The following is a 22329-nucleotide window of genomic DNA, read 5'->3' as shown; positions in this document are numbered from 1 at the left end:
CGCTGGGCATCGTCTTCGGGTGCCGGTGCGTTGTGGCTGGTCGCGCAGTTCCCCGCGCCCCTTTGGGGGCGCGGGGGGAATGGTCAGGGCTGGGGGAGGTTGCTCAGTTGGGACTGGATTCGGGTGATGTCCTCGTCCGCCTTGGCCAGGCGGGTGCGGATCTTTTCGATCACGTGGTCCGGGGCCTTGGCCAGGAACGCCTCGTTGCCCAGCTTGGCCTGCGCCTGCTGGCGTTCCTTCTCCGCGGCGGCCAGGTCCTTGGCGAGCCGCTTGCGCTCGGCGGCCACGTCGATCGTGCCGGACAGGTCCAGCGCGACCTCGGCGCCAGAGACCGGCAGGGTCGCCGTGGCCGTGAAGGAGTCGCCCTCCGGCTGGAGGCGCAGGAGCTGGCGGATGGCCGCCTCGTGCGGCGCCAGCGCCGTGCCGTCCAGGGTGAGCCGGGCCGGGACCCGCTGGCCCGGCTGGAGGCCCTGGTCGGCGCGGAACCGGCGGACCTCGGTGATCACGGACTGCAGGGTCTCGATCTCCCGCTCGGCGCCCGCGTCCCGGAAGCCGCCCGGTGCGTCGGCACCGGGAACGGACACGGCCGTGGGCCAGTCGGCGATGACGACCGACTCACCGCCGGTGAGGGTCGTCCACAGGGTCTCGGTGACGAAGGGGACGACCGGGTGCAGCAGCCTGAGGGTGACGTCCAGGACCTCGCCGAGGACGCGCTTGCTGACCTCGGCCGCATCACCGCCCGCCTGGAAGGTGGTCTTGGACAGCTCGACGTACCAGTCGAAGACCTCGTCCCAGGCGAAGTGGAACAGCGCGTCGGAGAGCTTCGCGAACTGGAAGTCGTCGTAGTACGCGTCGACTTCGGCGACGACCGAGTTCAGGCGGGAGAGGATCCAGCGGTCCGTCGCGGACATCCGCGACGCGTCCGGCAGCGGGCCCTCGACCGTGGCGCCGTTCATCAGCGCGAACCGGGTCGCGTTCCAGATCTTGTTGGCGAAGTTGCGCGAGCCCTGGACCCAGTCCTCGCCGATCGGCACGTCGACGCCGGGGTTGGCGCCGCGCGCGAGGGTGAAGCGGAGCGCGTCGGAGCCGTACTTGTCCATCCAGTCCAGCGGGTTGACCGCGTTGCCGAAGGACTTCGACATCTTCTTGCCGAACTGGTCGCGGACCATGCCGTGCAGGGCGATGGTGTGGAACGGCGGGGTGCCGTCCATCGCGTACAGGCCGAACATCATCATCCGGGCGACCCAGAAGAAGAGGATGTCGTAGCCGGTGACCAGGACGGAGTTCGGGTAGAACTTCGCGAGCGATTCGGTCTGTTCGGGCCAGCCCAGCGTGGAGAACGGCCACAGGCCGGAGGAGAACCAGGTGTCGAGGACGTCGGTGTCCTGCGTCCAGCCCTCGCCGGTGGGCGGCTGCTCGTCGGGGCCGACGCAGACGACCTCGCCGTCCGGGCCGTACCAGACCGGGATGCGGTGACCCCACCACAGCTGCCGCGAGATGCACCAGTCGTGGAGGTTGTCGACCCAGTCGAAGTACCGCTTCTCCATCTCCTGCGGGTGGATGGTGACCTTGCCCTCGCGGACGGCGTCACCGGCGGCCTTCGCCAGCGGGCCGACCTTGACCCACCACTGCATGGACAGGCGCGGCTCGATGGTGGTCTTGCAGCGCGAACAGTGGCCGACGCTGTGGACGTACGGCCGCTTCTCGGCGACGATCCGGCCGTCGGCGCGCAGAGCACCAACAATGGCGGAGCGGGCCTCAAGGCGGTCCAGGCCCTGGAAGGGGCCGGGGGCCGTGATGACGGCATGCTCGTCCATGACCGTGATGGCGGGCAGGTCGTGCCGCTGGCCGATCTCGAAGTCGTTCGGGTCGTGGGCCGGGGTGACCTTGACGGCGCCGGTGCCGAACTCGGGGTCGACGTGCTCGTCGGCGACGACCGGGATGGAGCGGTCGGTGAGCGGCAGCTTGATGAGCTTGCCGACCAGGTGGCGGTAGCGCTCGTCGTCGGGGTGGACGGCGACCGCGGTGTCGCCGAGCATGGTCTCGGCCCGGGTCGTGGCGACGACGATGGTGTCGTCCCCGTCGCCGTACTTCATGGAGACCAGTTCGCCGTCGTCGTCCTGGTACTCGACCTCGATGTCGGAGATCGCGGTCAGGCACCGGGGACACCAGTTGATGATGCGCTCGGCGCGGTAGATCAGCTCGTCGTCGTAGAGTCGCTTGAAGATGGTCTGGACGGCCTGCGAAAGGCCCTCGTCCATCGTGAAGCGCTCACGGGTCCAGGCGACGCCGTCGCCCAGGCGCCGCATCTGGCCGCTGATCTGCCCGCCGGACTCGGCCTTCCACTGCCAGACACGCTCGACGAAGGTCTCGCGGCCCAGGTCGTGCCGTGACTTGCCCTCCTTCGCCAGCTCCCGCTCGACGACGTTCTGGGTGGCGATGCCGGCGTGGTCCATGCCGGGCTGCCACAGCGTCTCGTAGCCCTGCATGCGCTTGCGGCGCGTGAGGGCGTCGATGAGGGTGTGCTCGAAGGCGTGCCCGAGGTGCAGGCTGCCGGTGACGTTCGGCGGCGGGATGACGACGGTGTACGGAGGCTTGTCGCTCTTCGCGTCGGCCTCGAAGTAACCCCGCTCTACCCAGCGCTCGTACAGCGGCCCCTCTACGTCGGCCGGCGCGTACTGGGTCGGCAGTTCGGTGTCGGGCGCTGGTGGCTGCTGCTGAGCGTTCTCGGTCACGGGGGTCAGTTTAGAGGTGTCACGACCCAGTCCCGAAACGCCTTTGTTCCGTAACGGTGCAACCCCCGATGCGGTGTGCTTCGTGTGACTGAGCGAGGATGTCAGGAACACATAAGCATCTGGAGGGGAACCCAGAGATGAGTCACAACCAGCCGGGCCCGTACGGCGGGCAGCCCCAGCAGCCTGGACCGTACGGCCAGCCGGGCCCCTACGGCCAGCCGCCGCAGGCACCCCAGCCCGGCTATGGCTACCCCCAGCAGCCGCCCGGGCCGCAGCAGCAGCCGCCGGTGCCGCCGCAGCACCCGCAGCCCGGTTACGGCCACCCCCAGCAGCCCCCTCCGGCCCAGCCCGGCTACGGCTATCCGCAGCAGGGCGGGGTTCCCCCGCAGCAGAACCCGTACGGACAGCAGCCCTACGGACAGCAGCCGTACGGCGCCCCGCAGCCCCCGGCCGCCGGCGGCGGCAAGAAGACGGGCCTGATCATCGGCGCGGTGGCGGTGGTGGCGGCCATCGCGGTCGGCGCCTACTTCGTGATCGGCGGGGGCGGCGGCAGCGGCTCGGACATCGCCGACGACGGCCCGCACAAGCTGACCACGCCGGAGACGGTGATTAACGCGACTTACAAGAAATCAGGTAGCGCTGATTCGACGGAATCCATGTCGGACTCGGATCGCTCGGACTTCGAGAAATGGGGCGTGAAGAACCCCACGGATGTGAGCGCAGGGTACGAGAACGGAACTGGCCTGTCCGCGAAGAGTATCTCCTTCGCCGGCGTGTACGGCACGATCGACAACCCGGAGGCCGTCGTCGATGCCATGTTCGCGAAGATCAAGGCAGAGTCGGAGGACGGCAAAAGCAGCCCCGACAGCAAGGGTAAACTCATCGGCAACCCTGAGAAGGTTAGTCCCTCGGGCTTCTCGAATGGTGTCATGAAATGTCAGATTGCCGAGTTCGAGAATACGGGTTCCTCGGCATCGAGCGCAGGTGCCGCTGCGACCGCGAAAATGCCCTTCTGTATCTGGGGTGACCACAGCACCGTCGCCTACGTGACGGCGTTCAGCCTCGCTGGCCTAGCTGCAGGCGACGGCGGCACAGTCAACGACACCGCAGACCTAGCCGCCAAACTCCGCAACGACGTGCGCGTCAAGATTTGACATCCGCGTTCGGCGTGCACCCAAAGAGGGCTCGGTCAGTAACCGAGCCCTCTCACCTTGCTGCAATTCAAGCAGACAACCCTACGTCAACGCGTCATCACGCGTACTGGCAAGCTGTTGTTGCGTCTTTCGATTTGACCCCAGCTTCCACAAGCGGGAAGTAACATGCGGGGTTCACCGCAGGAGGCCCAATGGGTGTGGGTATGGACCGGTTCGAACAGGCAGCCTTTACCTTGGGACCGACATCGTATCCCGCCCATGCCAGATAAGATCGGCACTCTGCGGCAGTGGCCGATGCGGGCGTAGCCGCAATGAGGGGAACAACCCCCGCCACAGCCATCACGCTCAATGATGCGAAAACGCGCGTCAACTTCACTTTCCGCTCCCTTCATTTCCAGCAGTTCGTCCCTGCATATATCGATCCGACGATGTGAAGCGCCCATGACACAACCGAGTTGAAGGAAGTTGGCTTGATCCTCATAGCTTGACAGTTCGTCCAACCAGCGGCATGACTCCAGGTTCCTGGCCGGCAGTTCCTGTCGCAGTAGCGGCAGATTTGGCTCAACGATCCGGGCTAACGAGGTGCGCGATCGGCCACGTGTGCAGCACAGGTGCCGCCTTGTGAGCGGAAAAGTTGTCACAGATGACGGAGACCGCCAGGCTGGGGTTGGTCTGCGGTTGGTCTCGTCGAGGAGTCACGGAAGCCGACCACCCGGTGCCGTACCGGACGTAGTCAAAGCTACGCCGCTCAGACACCCCTGGGGACCATTGGCAGCGCTGGAGCGGCCTCGTCAAGGGCCTTGGGCCTGCTGTCTCCCGTCCACTGCGAGACAGCGGTGTGCTCCAACGGCACCTGATGCAACCCGACCCCGACAAGGATCTTGTCGGTCAGCAGTAGGCCCGGGGAGATCCTGAAGTTCTTCGCGCGCCAGGACTGAAGCCCGAAGGCCCGCCAGATCCGCAGCACGCACGCTCGTGGGGCGAGATCGCCACCCGTCAGGGCACCACCCATTGGCCGAGGCGGGTGCCGACCCCAGCCGCTCAGCCTCGGACTAAATCACTGGTTCGAGCCCGGATCGCCCACGCCCACAGCGCAGCGTGCAACGACGAGCCATGTCCGACAAGTTCCAAGCTCTGAAACGAAACGCCACTCCCGAGGCGTCCCGAGACATCAAGACCTGGACACCAGGTATGCCGTCGCAAGTCAAGATAGGACTCGGCCACGCGTTTAGACCGACGCCATAACAAGGCGGGCTCAACTCAGGACCGTTCGTTCTTCGCCATCGCCCTACTACGCAGCTCAACATCTCTCCTCGCGGACCCTGGCTGCGCGCACTGGGCGATGTTTCTGGCCCGGCTACGCCGTCTTCTGTTCGCCGGGGCCACGGCCGCGGGCGTCGCGGGGGATCAGGGTCGGGTTGACGTTCGACAGGACGACGTCGGCCGTGATGACGACGCGGGCCACGTCCTTGCGGGACGGCACCTCGTACATCACCGCCTGGAGGACCTCCTCCATGATGGCGCGCAGGCCACGGGCGCCGGTCTGCCGCAGGATCGCCTGGTCGGCGATGGCCTCCAGCGCCTCACGCTCGAAGTCCAGTTCCACACCGTCGAGTTCGAACAGCCGCTGGTACTGCTTCACCAGGGCGTTACGCGGCTCGACGAGGATCTGCAGCAGCGCCTTGCGGTCGAGGTTGTGGACCGAGGTGATCACCGGGAGACGGCCGATGAACTCGGGGATCATGCCGAACTTGACCAGGTCCTCCGGCATGACGTCCTCGAAGACGTCCTTGGACTCCAGCTCGCGCTTGGAGCGGATCGTCGCGCCGAAGCCGATGCCCTTGGCGCCGGCCCGGGACTCGATGATCTTCTCCAGGCCGGCGAAGGCACCGCCCACGATGAACAGCACGTTCGTCGTGTCGATCTGGATGAACTCCTGGTGCGGATGCTTGCGGCCGCCCTGCGGCGGCACCGAGGCGGTGGTGCCCTCCAGGATCTTCAGCAGGGCCTGCTGGACTCCCTCGCCCGAGACGTCACGGGTGATCGAGGGGTTTTCACTCTTCCGCGCGACCTTGTCGATCTCGTCGATGTAGATGATCCCGGTCTCGGCCTTCTTGACGTCGTAGTCCGCCGCCTGGATCAGCTTGAGCAGGATGTTCTCGACGTCCTCGCCGACGTAGCCCGCCTCCGTCAGCGCCGTGGCGTCGGCGATCGCGAAGGGGACGTTCAGCATGCGCGCGAGGGTCTGCGCGAGCAGGGTCTTGCCGGAGCCCGTGGGGCCCAGCAGGAGGATGTTGGACTTCGCCAACTCGATGGCGTCGTCACGGCCTTGGGCGCCGCCGTTCTCGCCCGCCTGGACCCGTTTGTAGTGGTTGTACACCGCGACGGACAGGGCCTTCTTCGCGGCCTCCTGGCCGACCACATAGCCCTCAAGGAACTCATAGATCTCGCGGGGCTTCGGCAGTTCCTCCCAGCGCACCTCGCTGGTCTCCGCCAGCTCCTCCTCGATGATCTCGTTGCAGAGGTCGATGCACTCGTCGCAGATGTACACACCGGGCCCTGCGATGAGCTTCTTGACCTGCTTCTGGCTCTTGCCGCAGAACGAGCACTTGAGCAGATCGCCGCCGTCACCGATGCGTGCCACGGTGTGCTTCCCCTTCGCCTGGGAGCCGCCTGGACGTCACTGGCCCAACGACTCCTGGTGCTGCCTTATGTCCGACGGTACCTTGCCGAGCCCCCCGTTCGGGCCCCCCTTGGCACGGTTCACTTTGACGTGCACCGTGCCAAGGGCGGCGAAGGAGGTCCCCTTCACGCTCATCTTCGCGCTCATCGCACGGGGGAGACCCGCAGTCCGTGTCAGCGGACGCTCTCGTTGTTCATCTTGCGGGTGGAGATGATCTGGTCCACCAGGCCGTACTGGAGTGCTTCCTCCGCCGTGAGGATCTTGTCGCGCTCGATGTCCTCGCGCACCTTCTCGATCGGCTGGTTGGAGTGCTTGGCCAGCATCTCCTCCAGCTGCGTACGCATCCGCGTGAACTCGTTCGCGATGATCTCCAGGTCGGAGAGCTGACCGCGGCCGGTGCTGCCGGCGGGCTGGTGGATCAGCACGCGCGAGTTCGGCAGCGCCATGCGCTTGCCCGGCGTACCCGCGGCGAGCAGGATGGCGGCCGCGGAGGCGGCCTGGCCCATGCACACCGTCTGGATGTCCGGCTTCACGAACTGCATCGTGTCGTAGATCGCCGTCAGGGCGGTCATGTCGCCACCGGGGCTGTTGATGTAGATCGAGATGTCCCGGTCCGGGTCCATCGACTCCAGGCACAGCAGCTGCGCCATGACGTCGTTGGCGGAGGCGTCGTCGATCTGGACGCCGAGGAAGATCACGCGCTCCTCGAAGAGCTTAGCGTACGGGTCGTACTCGCGGATGCCCTGGGAGGTGCGCTCCACGAAGCGCGGAATGACATAGCGGCTGTCGGGCCGGGGCCCGTCGTACTGGCCGCTGGCGGCGCCGGGGAAGTTGTTCATGAGGTTCACCGTCCTGGTGGCGTTCTGGGGGCTGGAGACTCGGCGGTGCGGGGCGTGGCCGGGCCGGTCAGGCACCGGTGCCGCCGCCTCCCGGAACACCGGAGGCATGCGTGATGATCTCGTCGATGAGACCGTACTCCTTGGCCTCCTCCGGGGTGAACCAGCGGTCGCGGTCACCGTCGCGGATGATCGTCTCCACGGTCTGGCCGGAGTGCAGCGCGGTCAGCTCGGACATGCGCTTCTTGGTACGCATCAGATACTCGGCCTGGATCTTGATGTCCGAGACCGTGCCGCCGAGGCCCGCGGAGCCCTGGTGCATCATGATGTCGGCGTGGGGCAGCGCGAAGCGCTTGCCGGCGGCACCGCCGGTCAGCAGGAACTGGCCCATCGACGCCGCCATGCCCATGGCGATCGTGACCACGTCGTTCGGGATGTACTGCATGGTGTCGTAGATCGCCATGCCGGCCGTCACCGAACCGCCGGGGCTGTTGATGTAGAGGTAGACGTCCTTCGTCGGATCGGCGGCGAGGAGCAGCAGCTGCGCGGTGATCTTGTTCGCGATGTCGTCGTCGACCTGCTGGCCGAGGAAGATGATCCGCTCGCCGAGCAGCCGGTTGTAGACCTGGTCGCCGAGGCCGCCACCGATGGAAGGCTCGCCGGCGGCGGAGGGCATCAGATTCGTCACGTATCCACCTGCTCGTCTTACGACGGCGCCGGGCCGTCTCACGTGTTCCTGCGTAATCCTGCGTAATCCTGCCGGGGGCTTCGGGAGACTCCCCTGCCCTCGTATTCATGGACCCTAACGCGCGGGTCCCTTCGGGGAATCCCGTGGACGGGGGTGTTCGCCTCGGGCGTAGCGGGTGGCTCCGCCGGTTGGGCCGTGGGTCTGTGCGCCGGGGCTGTTCGGTGGGGGGGTGCGGTGCGGGTGAGTGGGGGCTGGGGGCGGGTGCGCCGTTGGGGATCGGTGGGGGCGCCCGTGCGGGTGCGTGGGGGTCGGGCGCGCAGTTCCCCGCGCCCCTGGGTGGGGGGCCGCCGGGGGTGGCTACAAGGATGCCGGGGACTGGGGGCGTGGGCGCCGTTGGAGAGCGGTGGGGGCGCCGGTGCGGGTGGGTGGGGCTGGGCGCGCAGTTCCCCGCGCCCCTGGGTGGGGAGCCCTCAGGGGGCTTCAAGGTTGCCGGGGGTCTGGGGGGCGTGGGCGCCGTTGGGGATCGGTGGGGGCGCCCGTGCGGGTGCGTGGGGGTCGGGCGCGCAGTTCCCCGCGCCCCTGGGTGGGGGGCCGCTGGAGGGGGCTTCGAGGTTGCCGGGGGCGCCGGTGCGGGTGGGTGGGGGTCGGGCGGGCAGTTCCCTGCGTCCCTGGGTGGGGGGCCGCTGGGGGATGGGAAGGGCCCCTGGGGGTCGTCCAGGGGCCCTTGGGTGGGGGTGGGTCAGGACTCGGGCTTTTCCTCGGTGGCCTGCGTCGGGGCCGTGGTGGGCTCGGTCTCAGCCTCAGCCTCAGCCCCGTCCTCGGCCTCGTCCTCGTCGTCCAGGTCGATGATCTCGCCGTTGGTGTCCTTCACCGTGGCGGCCTCGACCACGACGGCCAGTGCCTTGCCGCGGGCGACCTCGCCGACCAGCAGCGGCACCTGGCCGCCCTCGACGACGGCCTGGGCGAACTGGTCGGGGGACATGCCGGAGGACGCCGCACGCCGCATGAGGTGCTCGGTCAGCTCCTCCTGGTTGACGTTGAGCTTCTCCAGCTTGACCAGCTCATCGAGGACAAACTGGGTCTTGATGCCCTTGATCGCGGCCTCATGGGTCTCGGTCTCGAACTCCTCGGCGGTCTTGCCCTGAAGCTCCAGGTACTTGTCGAGGCTGAGGCCCATCTGGCCGAGCTGGTGGTGCTCCAGGTTGTGCTTGCGGGTGTTGATCTCGTCTTCGAGCAGCTTCTCGGGGACCGGGACCTCGACCAGCTCAAGCAGCTTGTCCAGCACCCGCTCCTGGGCCTGCGTGGCCTGGTCGTACTGCTTCATGTTCGCGAGGCGCTTGCGGCTGTCGGCCCGCAGCTCCTCCAGCGTGTCGAACTCGGAGGCGAGCTGCGCGAAGTCGTCGTCCAGCGCCGGCAGTTCGCGGGCGGCGACCTGGGTGACCTTGACGGTGACCTCGGCCGACTGACCCGCCGCGGAGCCGCCCTTCAGTTCGGAGGTGAAGGTGGCCTCGCCACCGGCCTCCAGGCCCGTGACGGCCTCGTCGATGCCGTCCAGCAGCTCGCCGGAGCCGATCGTGTAGGACACGCCCTGCGCGACGCCGTCCTCCAGGATCTCGCCGTCGACCTTGGCCTCCAGGTCGACGGTGACGACGTCGCCGTCCCCGGCGGCGCGCTCGACCGGCGTGTTGGAGGCGAAGCGCTCACGGAGCTGCTCGACCGACTTGTCGATGTCCTCGTCGGTGACCTCGATGGCGTCGACCTCGACCTCGATGCCGGAGTAGTCCGGGATCTCCAGGGCCGGGCGGATGTCGACCTCGGCGGTGAAGTTCAGCGTCTCGCCGTCCTTCAGCTCCGTGATGTCGACCTCGGGCTGGCCCAGCGGGTTCAGCTCGGCCTCGTTGACCGCGTCCGTGTAGAACTTGGGGAGCGCGTCGTTGACGGCCTCCTCCAGCACGGCGCCACGGCCGAACCGCTGGTCGATGATGCGGGCCGGGATCTTGCCCTTGCGGAAGCCCTTCACCGTGACCTGCTGGTTGATCTTCTTGTACGCCGCGTCGAGGCTGTCCTTGAGCTCCTCGAAGGGCACCTCGACAGTGAGCCGAACCCGAGTCGGGTTCAGGGTCTCCACGGCGCTCTTCACGGTTCGGTCTCCTTGTGGCTGACTTCTTGGGTTCTGCCGGAGCCAGACAGGTCCGGCGGATTTCGCCGCCCGGAGGAGTTCGTAGGCCGAGTGGGCCGGGACACACGGGCGCGCAGCTTGCATAGTAACCGCAGCCGGTGAGCGCCCCAAAAGGCGATCACGAGGAAACACTCGGTCGGTGGTCGGGGTGGCGGGATTTGAACCCACGGCCTTCCGCTCCCAAAGCGGACGCGCTACCAAGCTGCGCCACACCCCGTCTGGTGTGCGACACGTAGGGTACATGCCCGGACCGGATGCGTCCGCAGGTTTACCGGCCGTCTCCGCCCGGCCTGCCCGCAGCCCGACACGTTGGCCTACGAGGTCCGCGACCCGCTACGATGCCTCCTGTGCCGCGGTCGCCCGACCAGCGGCACACCAGCTGCGGGCGTAGCTCAATGGTAGAGCCCTAGTCTTCCAAACTAGCTACGCGGGTTCGATTCCCGTCGCCCGCTCTGTTCGGCTGAGGCCCAGGTGAGAGGTGGTTTCCCTCTCCCTGGGCCTCAGGTCGTTCCGGGGCCCGATCAGGTGGGGAGACAGATGCGCGGGGCGGGGACGGCTGCGGCCGTGATCGTCGCGGCCGTGGTGTCGCCGAGGTCGTCGCCGGGCTGAAGAACCGCGGCCGGCGCGAGGCGAGGCGGCGCTCGTTCGCCGTCAGCAACGCTTGGGGGCTGGAGAAGAAGGGGTGGATGCCGAGCTTCGTCGCCGAAAGGGTCTCGGAGAAGGCCGTCTCCTTCGGACCGGCGGCCGAACGGCAGGGCCGAGCCCGAACCGTTCGAGGGGCTGGCGTTCCGAGGAGCGGGCCCGTGCAGCGCCCCTTCCGCCACCGCGTCGCCCTGATCTTCGGCAGGGCGCTGCGAGGTTCGCTTCCCGTCGCCCGCTCTGTGGGGCTCGGTCCTGCACAACCGAAGAGCACCGGAGGGCGCCGATCCGCCCGCACCCCTGAGCCAGGGCGAACCGCCGCCCGGTTCACGCCCGGAAAGAGTGAATGGCCGGGCGCAGGGCCACCCCTCGGCCGCCGCGGGGTGCTCCGACGGAGAACGTCCCCCGATCAGAAACTGATCGAGTTGATCGTCTCGGCTATCGAGTTGAGGAAGCGCTGGATGGACGGGGCCATGCCGGTCGAGGCCAGGAAGAAGCCGAACAGTATGGCGACGATGGCGGGACCGGCCTTGATGTTCCCCCCTCGGATCAACACCACAAGGACGATCGCCAACATCAGCACCACGGACAGTGAAATGGCCACACTGATCACACCCTCGGTCGGTCCGCTCTCCCGGCCCGGGGATGCTGCCCCGCACCCCCGCCAGAACCATCGTGCCACCAACGAGGCCTGGCTATGCGACGCGTGACGCATCGTCGGCCACACCCCCGCCCCGGAACGCGGCCCGCACAGCAATTCGAGGGTGCACCCGCACGGACCTCAACCGGTAATTACAGAAGCCGGTTTCACGGCCCACACATCACGTTCGCAGGTAATTCGAATTGCCGCCGCCCATCGGCACGGAGACGGCCCTATGCACCAATGAGTCCGGATGAATCGGTACATTGAGGGCGATCTACTGCCGTCGATGTGCTCATCATCACGCGTCCTAGAGAGGCGAGTTCGGCAAATCCGCGGGTACCCGAAGTCATTAAGCAGGAAACATCAGGGGAGTTTTACGAAAACCCAAGGAGAACGCTAGGGTGCCTCAGATGTTTGATGCCGCCTCGTCCCCCGGCCAGAACCGAAGGTCACTCCCGCCGGCGCAGTCGCCGCGGGACGCAGTACCCGACGCACGCACCCCGCAGGCGAGACCGGGCAAGCAGCGCGACGCGTTCTTCGACAACGCCAAGTACCTGGCGATCGTCCTCGTCGCCGTCGGGCACGCCTGGGAGCCGCTGAAGGGCGACAGCCGCGTGCTCCAGGGCGCGTACATGGTCGTGTACGCCTTCCACATGCCGGCGTTCATCATCATCTCCGGCTTCTTCTCGCGCAGTTTCGACATGCGGCCGGACCGGCTCAAGCGGCTGTTGACCGGCGTCGCCCTGCCGTACATCGTCTTCGAGACGGCGTACCCGCTCTTCAAGCGGTACGTCGACCACTCCCCCGACCAGGAGATCAGCCTGCTGGATCCCTGGTACCTCACCTGGTTCCTGTGCGCGCTGTTCATCTGGCGGCTGACGACGCCGATCTGGAAGGCGATCCGCCTGCCGCTGCCCGTGGCGTTCGCCATCGCGATGCTGGCAACCGTCTCGCCGAGCATCGGCGACGACCTCGATCTGCAGCGCGTTCTGCAGTTCCTGCCGTACTTCGTGCTCGGGTTGTGCATGAAGCCGGAGCACTTCCAGTTGGTGCGCCGCCGTTCGGTACGGATCGCCGCGGTGCCGGTGTTCGCGGCGGCGCTCGCCTTCGGCTGGTGGGCGGTGCCGCGGATGAACGCCGCGTGGTTCTACCACCGGGACTCGGCGCAGGAACTGGGCATGCCGTGGTGGTACGGGCCGCTGATGGTGCTCGCCATGTTCGGCTGCTCGCTGCTGCTGACCGCCTGCTTCTTCGCGTTGGTGCCGCGCCGCAAGACGTGGTTCACCGCGCTCGGTGCGGGCACGCTGTACGGCTATCTGCTGCACGGCTTCGTGGTGAAGTTCGCCGACTACCAGGGCTGGTTGGACCATGGCTGGCTGCATCGGCCGGTCGGCGAGGTTCTGGTGAGCGTGCTTGCGGGGGGCGCCGTCACGTTGTTGTGCACCCGGCCTGTGCAGCGGGTGTTCCGATGCGTGGTGGAGCCGAGGATGGACTGGGCGTTCCGGGCGGAGCCGGTGTCGGCCACGCGGGAGGGTGGGGCGCGGGAGCGGGGGCGGGACAAGGTCCCTGTGTAGGTAATGCGCGGTTGTGCTTCGCGGCGTCGTCGGGGGGGCTGCGGGTGCCTTGCAGGTGCGGGTGCATCGTGGTTGATCGCGCCCGCGCGGCGGAGCCGCAAATCGATACAGCCCCGCGCCCCTATCGGGGCGTTGCAGCTCGGCCAGCCACTGGAGTGCCGTTGGGGCGGGTGCGCGGCAGCGGCGGGGGCTGCGGGGTGCCGTGCGGGTGCGGGTGTGTTGTGGTTGATCGCGCAGTTCCCCGCGCCCCTATCTGGGCGTTGCAGCTCGGCCAGCCATTGGGGGCCGTGGGGCGATACAGCCTCGCGCAGCTCGGTCAGTTAGTGGGGTAGGGGGTTGAGGGGCCCTCTCGGGAGATTAGGAGTAGGGCTCGGTCGTCGTTGACGTCCTTGGCCACCGCTTCGATGAGGTGCCAGGCCGCGCCGTGGAAGCCGCCGGCCACATAGCGGTCGGCCTCGCCGGTGAGCCGGTCCATGCCCTCGACGATGTCCCGGTCCGAGGTCTCCACCAGACCGTCTGTGAACAGCATCAACACATCCCCCGGGCGGAGCGAACCCTTCACGGGGTCGAACTGGGCGCCGTCGTACACACCGAGCAGCGGGCCCTCGGCGGCCTTCTCCTCCCAGCGCCCGCTGCCCGCACAGAGTTGCAGGCCCGGCGGATGACCTGCCGAATACAGCTCGTAGTCACCGGAGTCGAGGTCCAGGACCAGATGGATCGAGGTGGCGAAGCCCTCGTCCCAGTCCTGACGGAGCAGATAGCCGTTGGCGGCCGGGAGGAAGGCGTGCGGGGGCAGCGAGCCCAGCAGGCCGCCGAACGCGCCGGACAGCAGCAGCGCCCGCGACCCCGCGTCCATGCCCTTGCCGGACACGTCCGTGAGGACGACCTCCAGCGTGCGCCCGCCGTTCGTGCGGGCCGCGACGACGAAGTCGCCGGAGAAGGACTGGCCGCCGGCGGGCCGCAGCGCCATCTCCCGGTGCCAGCCCTGCGGCAGCTTCGGCAGCTTGCTCTGCACGCGGATCCGCTCACGCAGGTCGAACAGCATCGTGCCGCCGCGCCGCCAGGGCACCCCCACCCGGCTGCGGAACTGGGCGGTGAGCAGCCCGAAGAAGCCGCAGGCCGCGACGACGAGGACCACGCCGGGGGTGACCCGGGACGGTCCTTCGGTGTACGGGCCGAGCCGGACCGACTCCACGATCAGCGCCGTGGCCGCCGCCGCGTACAGCCCGAGCAGGCTCGCCGGGCGCAGCAGCAGCCCGCCCGCGACGATCGGGAGCACCAGGGCGCCCGGGGAGAACCACACCGAGTTGGCGAGCGTCATGGCCGCGAGCACCGGGACGGTCAGCAGCAGGCCGGCCAGCGCGATCCAGTCGGAGCCGTCGCCGCGGAAGTAGTCCACGGCGCTTCGGCGCAGCCCGACGCGGGCCCGGTGCCACTGGATCCGCCACCGGGCCGTGAAGGTCTCGGCCTTCCCGCGCCGCTCTCGTCCTGCTGCCATCAGTTCGGGACCCTATCCATCGGACCGGCCCCATGGCACGGGAGGTCCCACTTGTCCCCCGTCCGAGGCCCAACTTCACAGTGAACTTCATGGAACGCCGTCCCGCTGCCGCCTGGGGGAAATTCATTCGCTCGTCCCGCAATGCACTGATACGCATGGTGCATGGCGACTGACCTTGTACGGGACGACCGCGGGATCGAGCTGCGGGCGGCGCGGCGCGACGAGCTGGACGAGTGGTACGACAACCTGATCCGGGCCTTCGGTGGCGTGCCCGAAGCGGCCGAGGAGCGTCAGCTGTACCTGGAGCTGATCGAGCCGGAACGCACCATCGGTGCCTGGGACGGTGACGCGTGGGTGGGGACGGCCGGGGCGTTCGACTTCCGGCTGACCGTGCCCGGCGGGGCGCCGGTGCGGGCCGCGGGCGTCACCATGGTCAGCGTGGCCGCCACCCACCGGCGGCGCGGGGTGCTCACGTCGATGATGCGGCGCCAACTTGACGACGTACGGTCCTGGGGCTGGCCGCTGGCGGTGCTGACGGCGTCGGAGCCGGACATCTACGGACGGTTCGGGTACGGCGCGGCGACGTTCCAGGCCCACGCGGAGATCGACACCGGCCGGGTGCGGCTCGCGGTGCCGCCCGGCACCGACGACGTACGGCTGAGGTACGCCGCGCCGGCCGATGTGCTCGACGCGTGCGAGGCGCTGTACGCCCGGCAGGTGCCGCTGCGCCCCGGGATGGTGGCGCGGCTGCCGGGGTGGGAGCGGGTCGCGCTGCTCGACCCGGAGAGCGAACGCAACGGTGCGTCGCCGTTGCAGTGCGTCGTGGCCGAGCGGGACGGGGAACCGGTCGGTTACGCGCGGTTCCGGGTCAGGCCGGACTGGGACCATGCCGGAGCCAAGGGCACGGTGGTGCTGCAGGACCTGGAGGCGGTGGACCCGGCGGCGCAGGCGGCCGTGTGGCGGTTCCTGTTCGACATCGACCTGACCTCGACGCTCCTGGCGCGGGGACGCCCGGTGGACGAGGCCTGGCAGTACCTGGTGTCGGACATCCGGCGCTGTCAGGTGCGGCTGCGGGACTCGCTGTATGTGCGGCTGGTGGACGTGGGGGCGGCGCTGGAGGCGCGGACGTACCAGGCGCCGGTGGACGTGGTGTTCGCGGTCGAGGACGCCTTCTGCCCCTGGAACGCGGGGCGTTGGCGGCTGACCGGGGACGCGAAGGGCGCGTCGTGCTCGCGCACCGAGGAGCCGGCCGAGCTGGCGCTGTCGGTGCGGGAGTTGGGAGCCGCGTATCTGGGTGGTGTGCCGCTGACGTCGCTGGCGGCGGCAGGGCGGGTGCGGGAGCTGCGGCAGGGCGCGCTGACGGAGGCATCGGTGGCCTTCGGCTCACCGACCGCCCCCTGGCTGCCCCACGGCTTCTGAAAACCCCACCCCGGCCGGGGTGGGGTCAGGTGGGTTGGCAGGTGGGGCACCAGAAGAGGTTGCGGGCGGCGAGGCCGGCGGTGCGGATTCCGGTGCCGCAGATGTGGCACGGCTGGTCGGTCCGGCGGTAGACGTACACCTCGCCGCCGTGGTCGTCGACGCGCGGCGGGCGGCCCATCGCCTCGGGGGTGTGCTCGGGGCGCACGGTGTCGATGCGGTTGTGCCGGACGCCCTCGCGCATCAGGGCGACGAGATCGGCCCAGATCGCGTCCCACTCGGCGGGGGTGAGGTCCCGTCCCGCGCGGTACGGGTCGATGCCGTGCCGGAACAGGACCTCGGCACGGTAGACGTTGCCGACGCCCGCGATGACCTTCTGGTCCATGAGGAGGGCGGCGATCGCCGTACGGCTGCGCCGGATGCGGGCGTAGGCGGCGGCCGGGTCGGCGCCGTCGCGCAGCGGGTCCGGGCCGAGGCGCGCGTGGATCGCCCGCTTCTCGGCGTCGGTGATCAGGGCGCAGGTGGTGGGGCCGCGCAGATCGACGTACGAGGTGGCGTCGGCGAGGCGCAGCCGGACCGTGTCGGTGGGTGGCGGCGCGGGGGCGTCGCCGAAGGTCACCTTGCCGAAGAGGCCCAGATGGATGTGGACCCAGTCGGCGCCGCGGAAGCCCAGGAAGAGGTGTTTTCCATGGGCTTCCGTGCGGGTCAGCTCCGCCCCGTCGAGCAGGGCGGCGGCGTCCGAGAACTTGCCCTGGGGGCTGCTCACACGCGCGGGCAGGCCCTGGAAGCAGCCGGCGTAGTCCTGCGCCAGCCGGTGGATCGTGTGCCCCTCCGGCACGGTGCGGCGTCCTCTCCCTCGCCCCGGGCCGCGCCCGGGGTGGCTCAGTCCTGCTGGGGGTGGTGGGCCGGGATGGGAGGCAGGGCGCCCGTCGTCTCGTAGTCCGACAGCATGTCGATGCGGCGGATGTGCCGCTCGTCACCGGAGAACGGGGTGGTGAGGAAGGTCTCGACGAACTTCGTCGCGTCCTCCGTCGAGTGCATGCGCGCGCCGACGGCCACGACGTTGGCGTTGTTGTGCTGCCGGCCCAGGGAGGCGGTCTCCTCGCTCCAGGCGAGGGCCGCGCGCACGCCCTTGACCTTGTTCGCGGCGATCTGCTCGCCGTTCCCGGAGCCGCCGATCACGATGCCGAGGGCGTCGGGGTCCGCGGCCGTCCGCTGCGCGGCGCGGAGGCAGAAGGGCGGGTAGTCGTCCTGGGCGTCGTAGATGTGGGGGCCGCAGTCGACGGGGTCGTGGCCCGCCTTCTTGAGCCATTCGACGAGGTGGTTCTTGAGTTCGAAGCCCGCATGGTCCGAGCCGAGATACACGCGCATGGCAAGCAGTGTGGCATGGGGGCGGACGGGCGGCAGCTTCGGGTTCCGCCGGGCGAGCGCGGAGCAGCGGCCGGACGACCGTACTGCTGTCGCTGACGGTCGCGGCGGTCGTCGCGGTGGTGCGGCGGCCGGACCGCGGACCGCCGCCGCGCCGCGACCGCCGAAACGGTCAGCGCTTGTCGACCAACTTCCAGGTGGTGGGGAGGACGCCCATGGCCAGGGCCGCCTTCAGGGCGTCGCCGAGCAGGAACGGGGTGAGCCCGGCGGCGACGGCGGCCGAGGCGGACATGCCGGTGGCGAGGGCCAGGTAGGGGACGCCGATGGCGTAGATGATCGCCTCGCCCAGGATCATCGTGCCCGCGGTGCGCAGCACCGAGCGGTCGGCGCCGCGGCGGGCCAGCGCGCCCACGGCGGCGGCGGCCAGCAGCATGCCGAAGACGTACCCGAGGGACGGGGCGGCCGTGCCCGAGGCGCCCTCCGCGAACCACGGCACGCCGGCGATGCCTGCGAGCGCGTACAGGGCGAGGGCGAGGAAGCCGCGGCCGGCGCCGAGCGTGGTGCCGACGAGCAGGGCGGCGAAGGTCTGGCCGGTCACCGGGACCGGGGAGCCCGGCACGGGCACCGAGAGCTGGGCCGCGAGGCCGGTGAGCGCGGCTCCGCCGAGCACGAGGGCGACGTCCCGCACACGGGACGAGGGCAGGAGGTCGGCGAGGACGGCGCCGGAACGGGTGCCGGCGGTGGCGGTGCTCATGGGGACTCCACAGGTGTGGGCAGCCGGGGACACCGCGACGCTATACCGCCTGGTCGGGCCGTTCACCGTCAGCGCTCGACAAAGGCGGGTCCCGCACGCTGGTCGGCTCCATACAAAGCGTGCGGGTTACACCCGGGACGGCGTGACAACGGTCACTGAGGGTGCGATGCCTGGCTCACGCCGGCACCTACCGCCGGCGCACGGCCCCGTCCGTCGGCCCCGTTCTACACCCGCAGGGCCCTTTTGTTGCTAGCGTGTAGTTGCAAGCTCTTCGCAATAAGGGCTTCGGGGGGGGCGGCGGCGCACCCCCGGGTCGTCCTGCCTCGTGATCGTCTTCTCACCCTTCACGTGGCGGGCGGAAAGAGGGACCGGCCCCGCGCGGACGTGACGCGCGGGGCCGGTCCTGTTCGCGTACCGGATCGGGGGATTGACGGTCGCCCGGCGCCGTCGGACCCTCGGGAGACACCTCACGGGCCCCGGGGAGGGTGGGGAGCAGACATGGAGTTCAAGCGGTGCCCGAGCTGCGGCGGGCCGCTCCAGGCGTTCCGTCCGCTCACCGAGGAGGAGAAGGCGTTCGTGCGGAAGGAGAAACCGGACTTCGCGCCCGGGGCCTACGTCCGCTGCACCCGGGAGGGCTGCCGTCGCTACCAGCGCAGCCTCAACTGGCACGACGGCGGCTACTTCCCCGCTCCGGAGCCGGACTGACTCAGAGGTTGCTGAAGTCGGGGCCCTTGGTGCGGGTCCGCTTGATCTCGTAGAAGCCGGGCACGGAGGCGACGGCGAGGGTGCCGTCCCACAGCCGAAGCGCCTCCTCGCCCTTGGGGGCGGGGGTCACCACGGGGCCGAAGAAGGCGATCTCCTCGCCGTCGGGACCGGGTACGGCGATGACCGGGGTGCCCACCTCCTGGCCGACCTTGTCGATGCCCTCCTTGTGGGAGGCGCGCAGCTCGGTGTCGTAGGTGTCCTTGTCGGCGTACTCGATCAGGTCGGCGGGCAGGTCCGCGTCTGCGAGGGCGGCGACGATGCTGTCGCGGTCGGCCCCCAGGCCCTCGTTGTGGAAGCGGGTGCCGAGGGCGGTGTACAGCCTGCCGACGGCCTCGTCGCCGTGCAGCTGCTGTGCGGCGACGGCCACCCGCACCGGGCCCCACGCCTTGCCGCCGGGGCGCATGTTCTCGACGTATTCCTCGGGCAGTTCGTCCAGCCTGTTCTCGTTCAGCACGGCCAGGCTCATCACATGCCAACGGACCTCGATCTCCCGGGCCTTCGCCACCTCCAGCACCCAGCGGGAGGTCATCCAGGCCCAGGGGCACAGCGGGTCGAACCAGAAGTCGACGGGGGTCTTCTCTGCCATGTCACTCCTCGGGAGAACGCCTTTAGCGGGGCAACGCGTCGGTCCGTCGCGTCATTCCCCTGCTGACCCCTGTCAGCAGCTCATGGCAGGATCGGTCCTGTTCGGCACCGGCCGGACCCTGCCCCACCGCACCAACGAGGGAGTGCCGCCCGTGCCCGGTGAGAATCTGTCCCGCGACGAGGCCCGGGAGCGGGCCGCCCTGCTGTCCGTCGACGGGTACGAGGTGTCCCTGGACGTACGGTCGGCCGTCGGCGACGGGGCCGGGGACGGTGCGCCGCGCACCTTCCGCTCAGTCACCACGATCCGCTTCCGCTGCAACGAGCCCGGGGCGTCCAGCTTCGCGGACCTGATCGCGCCGAGCGTGACCGCGCTCTCGCTCAACGGCAGGGACCTCGACCCCAGCGAGGTCTTCGACGGCTCCCGGATCGTGCTGGAGGAGCTGGCCGCCGAGAACGAGCTGGTGGTGGACGCGCAGTGCGCCTACTCCCGTACCGGCGAGGGCCTGCACCGCTTCGTCGACCCGGAGGACGGCGAGGTGTACCTGTACACCCAGTACGAGCCGGCCGACTCCCGCCGCGTCTTCGCGAACTTCGAGCAGCCCGACCTCAAGGCCCCGTTCCGCTTCGAGGTGCGGGCGCCGGAAGACTGGACGGTGTGGAGCAACGGGGCCGGTGAACGCGCCGACGGTGTCTGGCGGTTCGCCGAGACCAAGCCCATCTCGACGTACATCACCTGTGTGGTGGCGGGCCCCTACCACTATGTGACCGACTCCTACGAGCGGACCTTCGGGGACGGTACGCGGCTGGAGATCCCGCTGGGCGCGATGTGCCGCAAGGGCCTCGCCCCGCACTTCGACGCGGACGACGTCTTCCTGGTGACCAAGCAGGGTCTGGACTTCTTCCACGACCACTTCGACTGCCCGTACCCGTTCGGGAAGTACGACCAGGCGTTCGTGCCCGAGTACAACCTGGGCGCGATGGAGAACCCGGGTCTGGTGACCTTCCGCGAGGAGTACATCTTCCGCGGCAAGGTGACACAGGCGTCCTACGAGGCGCGGGCCAACGTCATCCTGCACGAGATGGCGCACATGTGGTTCGGCGATCTGGTCACCATGGAGTGGTGGGACGACCTGTGGCTCAAGGAGTCGTTCGCGGACTTCATGGGTACGTACGCGAACGTGGGCGCGACCCGTTTCACCAACGCCTGGATCACCTTCGCCAACCGCCGCAAGGCCTGGGCGTACCGAGCCGACCAGCTGCCCTCCACGCATCCGGTCACGGCGGACATCCGCGACCTCCAGGACGCCAAGCTCAACTTCGACGGCATCACGTACGCGAAGGGCGCCTCGGTGCTCAAGCAGCTCGTCGCGTACGTCGGCGAGGACGCCTTCCTTGAGGGGGCCCGGCGCTACTTCAAGCGGAACGCGTACGGCAACACCCGGCTCGGTGACCTGCTGTCGGTGCTGGAGGAGACCAGCGGCCGGGACATGGCGGCCTGGGCCCGGTCCTGGCTCCAGACGGCCGGGGTGAACACACTGACCCCGCAGGTGCTGCTGGACGCCGAGGGCCGGGTCGGCGAACTGGCCGTGCTCCAGGAGGCGCCCGAGTCGCATCCCCGGCTGCGTCCGCACCGGGTGGCGGTGGGCCTGTACCGCCGCACCCCGGCCGGGGACCTGGAGCGGTACGCGCGCGTGGAGACGGACGTCGACGGCCCGCGCACCGTCGTGGCCGAGCTGGCCGGCGCCGCCGCCCCGGAGCTGGTGCTGGTCAACGACGACGATCTGACGTACTGCAAGACGCGGCTCGACGCCACCTCGCTGGCCACGCTCCGGGACCGGCTGGGCGCCCTGACGGACCCGCTGGCCCGCGCCCAGTGCTGGTCGGCGCTGTGGAACCTGACCCGGGACGCGCTGCTGCCGGCCCGGGACTTCGTCGAGCTGGTGCTGCGCTTCGCGGGCCGCGAGAGCGAGATCGGCGTGGTGCAGATGCTGCACGCGTGGACGAACTCGGCGCTGGTCCACTACGCGGCGCCGCAGTGGCGGGCGACGGGCGAGCGGCTGGTCGCCGACGGCGCCCTCGACGAGCTGCGGCGGGCCGTGCCGGGCAGCGAGCACCAGCTGGCCTGGGCGCGGTTCTTCGCGTCGGTGGCGTCGAGCGAGGCGGACCTCGGGCTGCTGCGTGAGCTGCTGGAGGGCACCACGAAGATCGACGGCCTGGAGGTGGACCAGGAGCTGCGCTGGGCGTTCCTGGAGCCGCTCGCCGCCCACGGGGCCGCCGACGAGGCCGTGCTCGCGGCGGAGCTGGCCCGCGACGACACGGCGTCCGGCAAGCGGCACCAGGTCCGCTGTCTGGCCGCCCGGCCCTCGGCCGCGGTCAAGGCGCAGGCGTGGGCGCAGGTGGTGGAGTCGGAGGCGCTGTCCAACGCGCTGGTCGAGGCGACCATCGCGGGGTTCGCGCAGCCCTCGCAGCGGGAGCTGACGGCGCCGTACGCTCAGAAGTACTTCGCGGCGATCGAGCGGGTGTGGCGGGAGCGGTCGATCCAGATCGGCATGGACGTGGTCAGGGGCCTGTTCCCGGCCTACCAGGACTCGCCGGGGACGCTGGCGGCGGCGGACGGGTGGCTGGAGTCCCACCGGGAGGCGGCTCCCGCGCTGCGCAGGCTGGTGCTGGAGGCGCGGGACGACCTGGCGCGGGCGCTGCGCGGGCAGGCCCGCGACGCCGGCACCTTTGGCCAATGATCGGTCCGTCCGTGACCGTTACGGAATTCGGTCAATAGCAGCCGTAACCCCTGGACCGCACCCGAACGGACCAG

The 22329-nt window shown here is 69.4% G+C and carries 16 protein-coding genes and 2 tRNA genes; 6 read left to right on the top strand and 12 right to left on the bottom strand.

What is annotated here, in order from left to right:
* Positions 1-83: 83 nt before the first annotated feature.
* A complete protein-coding gene (locus tag ACFYTE_RS20215) occupies positions 84-2735 on the bottom strand; it encodes a valine--tRNA ligase (protein ID WP_388711926.1) in 2652 nt (883 codons plus the stop codon).
* Positions 2736-2872: 137 nt separating this feature from the next.
* Here ACFYTE_RS20215 and ACFYTE_RS20210 point away from each other — a divergent pair, with 137 nt between their 5' ends.
* Entirely contained in the window at positions 2873-3889 is a 1017-nt protein-coding gene (locus ACFYTE_RS20210; RefSeq protein ID WP_388711923.1) for a hypothetical protein, read from the top strand.
* Between the two features lie 1357 nt (positions 3890-5246).
* On the opposite strand, the gene clpX is transcribed toward ACFYTE_RS20210, so the two are convergent.
* The 5 genes from clpX to ACFYTE_RS20185 form a co-directional block, all read right to left on the bottom strand.
* Positions 5247-6533 (bottom strand): ATP-dependent Clp protease ATP-binding subunit ClpX, encoded by a 1287-nt coding sequence (gene clpX / locus ACFYTE_RS20205; RefSeq protein ID WP_121888706.1) that lies wholly within the window; start codon positions 6531-6533, stop codon positions 5247-5249.
* A 212-nt stretch (positions 6534-6745) separates the two neighbouring features.
* The gene (locus ACFYTE_RS20200) at positions 6746-7411 is read right to left on the bottom strand and encodes an ATP-dependent Clp protease proteolytic subunit (protein ID WP_388711921.1); all 666 of its coding nucleotides are present in this window, start codon (positions 7409-7411) and stop codon (positions 6746-6748) included.
* A 67-nt stretch (positions 7412-7478) separates the two neighbouring features.
* Complete coding sequence (locus ACFYTE_RS20195) at positions 7479-8084, bottom strand: ATP-dependent Clp protease proteolytic subunit (protein ID WP_388712272.1); 606 nt, start codon at positions 8082-8084, stop codon at positions 7479-7481.
* Positions 8085-8835: 751 nt separating this feature from the next.
* Positions 8836-10236 carry a trigger factor gene (gene tig, locus ACFYTE_RS20190; protein WP_388711919.1) on the bottom strand — a complete coding sequence of 467 codons (1401 nt, stop codon included), beginning with the start codon at positions 10234-10236 and terminating at the stop codon, positions 8836-8838.
* Positions 10237-10415: 179 nt separating this feature from the next.
* Positions 10416-10492, bottom strand: a tRNA-Pro gene (locus ACFYTE_RS20185).
* A 164-nt stretch (positions 10493-10656) separates the two neighbouring features.
* On the opposite strand from ACFYTE_RS20185, the gene ACFYTE_RS20180 reads away from it, so the two are divergent.
* Positions 10657-10727: transfer RNA gene (locus ACFYTE_RS20180), tRNA-Gly, on the top strand.
* A gap of 596 nt (positions 10728-11323) precedes the next feature.
* Here the strand turns inward: ACFYTE_RS20180 and ACFYTE_RS20175 are convergent.
* Positions 11324-11518 (bottom strand): hypothetical protein, encoded by a 195-nt coding sequence (locus tag ACFYTE_RS20175; protein ID WP_388711916.1) that lies wholly within the window; start codon positions 11516-11518, stop codon positions 11324-11326.
* Between the two features lie 449 nt (positions 11519-11967).
* Here ACFYTE_RS20175 and ACFYTE_RS20170 point away from each other — a divergent pair, with 449 nt between their 5' ends.
* Entirely contained in the window at positions 11968-13131 is a 1164-nt protein-coding gene (locus ACFYTE_RS20170) for an acyltransferase family protein (RefSeq protein WP_388711913.1), read from the top strand.
* 316 nt (positions 13132-13447) lie between these two features.
* Here ACFYTE_RS20170 and ACFYTE_RS20165 read toward each other — a convergent pair whose 3' ends face one another.
* A complete protein-coding gene (locus ACFYTE_RS20165) occupies positions 13448-14629 on the bottom strand; it encodes a PP2C family protein-serine/threonine phosphatase (protein WP_388711911.1) in 1182 nt (393 codons plus the stop codon).
* 162 nt (positions 14630-14791) lie between these two features.
* Here ACFYTE_RS20165 and ACFYTE_RS20160 point away from each other — a divergent pair, with 162 nt between their 5' ends.
* A complete protein-coding gene (locus tag ACFYTE_RS20160) occupies positions 14792-16048 on the top strand; it encodes a GNAT family N-acetyltransferase (protein WP_388711908.1) in 1257 nt (418 codons plus the stop codon).
* Between the two features lie 25 nt (positions 16049-16073).
* Here ACFYTE_RS20160 and ACFYTE_RS20155 read toward each other — a convergent pair whose 3' ends face one another.
* From ACFYTE_RS20155 to ACFYTE_RS20145, 3 genes are all read right to left on the bottom strand, one after another.
* A complete protein-coding gene (locus ACFYTE_RS20155; RefSeq protein ID WP_388711905.1) occupies positions 16074-16883 on the bottom strand; it encodes an Fpg/Nei family DNA glycosylase in 810 nt (269 codons plus the stop codon).
* Between the two features lie 44 nt (positions 16884-16927).
* Positions 16928-17416, bottom strand: a complete 489-nt coding sequence (locus tag ACFYTE_RS20150; protein WP_388711902.1) for a ribose-5-phosphate isomerase — start codon at positions 17414-17416, stop codon at positions 16928-16930.
* Between the two features lie 169 nt (positions 17417-17585).
* Positions 17586-18167, bottom strand: a complete 582-nt coding sequence (locus ACFYTE_RS20145; RefSeq protein ID WP_388711899.1) for a biotin transporter BioY — start codon at positions 18165-18167, stop codon at positions 17586-17588.
* A 498-nt stretch (positions 18168-18665) separates the two neighbouring features.
* Here ACFYTE_RS20145 and ACFYTE_RS20140 point away from each other — a divergent pair, with 498 nt between their 5' ends.
* Positions 18666-18872 carry a hypothetical protein gene (locus ACFYTE_RS20140; RefSeq protein WP_388711896.1) on the top strand — a complete coding sequence of 69 codons (207 nt, stop codon included), beginning with the start codon at positions 18666-18668 and terminating at the stop codon, positions 18870-18872.
* A gap of 1 nt (position 18873) precedes the next feature.
* Here ACFYTE_RS20140 and ACFYTE_RS20135 read toward each other — a convergent pair whose 3' ends face one another.
* Positions 18874-19518 (bottom strand): DsbA family protein, encoded by a 645-nt coding sequence (locus tag ACFYTE_RS20135; RefSeq protein WP_388711893.1) that lies wholly within the window; start codon positions 19516-19518, stop codon positions 18874-18876.
* 151 nt (positions 19519-19669) lie between these two features.
* Between ACFYTE_RS20135 and pepN the strand changes: the two genes are divergently transcribed.
* A complete protein-coding gene (gene pepN / locus ACFYTE_RS20130; RefSeq protein ID WP_388712269.1) occupies positions 19670-22255 on the top strand; it encodes an aminopeptidase N in 2586 nt (861 codons plus the stop codon).
* Positions 22256-22329 lie beyond the last annotated feature (74 nt).

Origin of the sequence: Streptomyces sp. NPDC004629, from assembly GCF_042873595.1 — a bacterium.
Classification (GTDB): Bacteria; Actinomycetota; Actinomycetes; order Streptomycetales; family Streptomycetaceae; genus Streptomyces.
The sequence above is the reverse complement of the archived record's forward strand: the minus strand, read 5'-3'. Positions and strand labels throughout refer to the sequence as shown.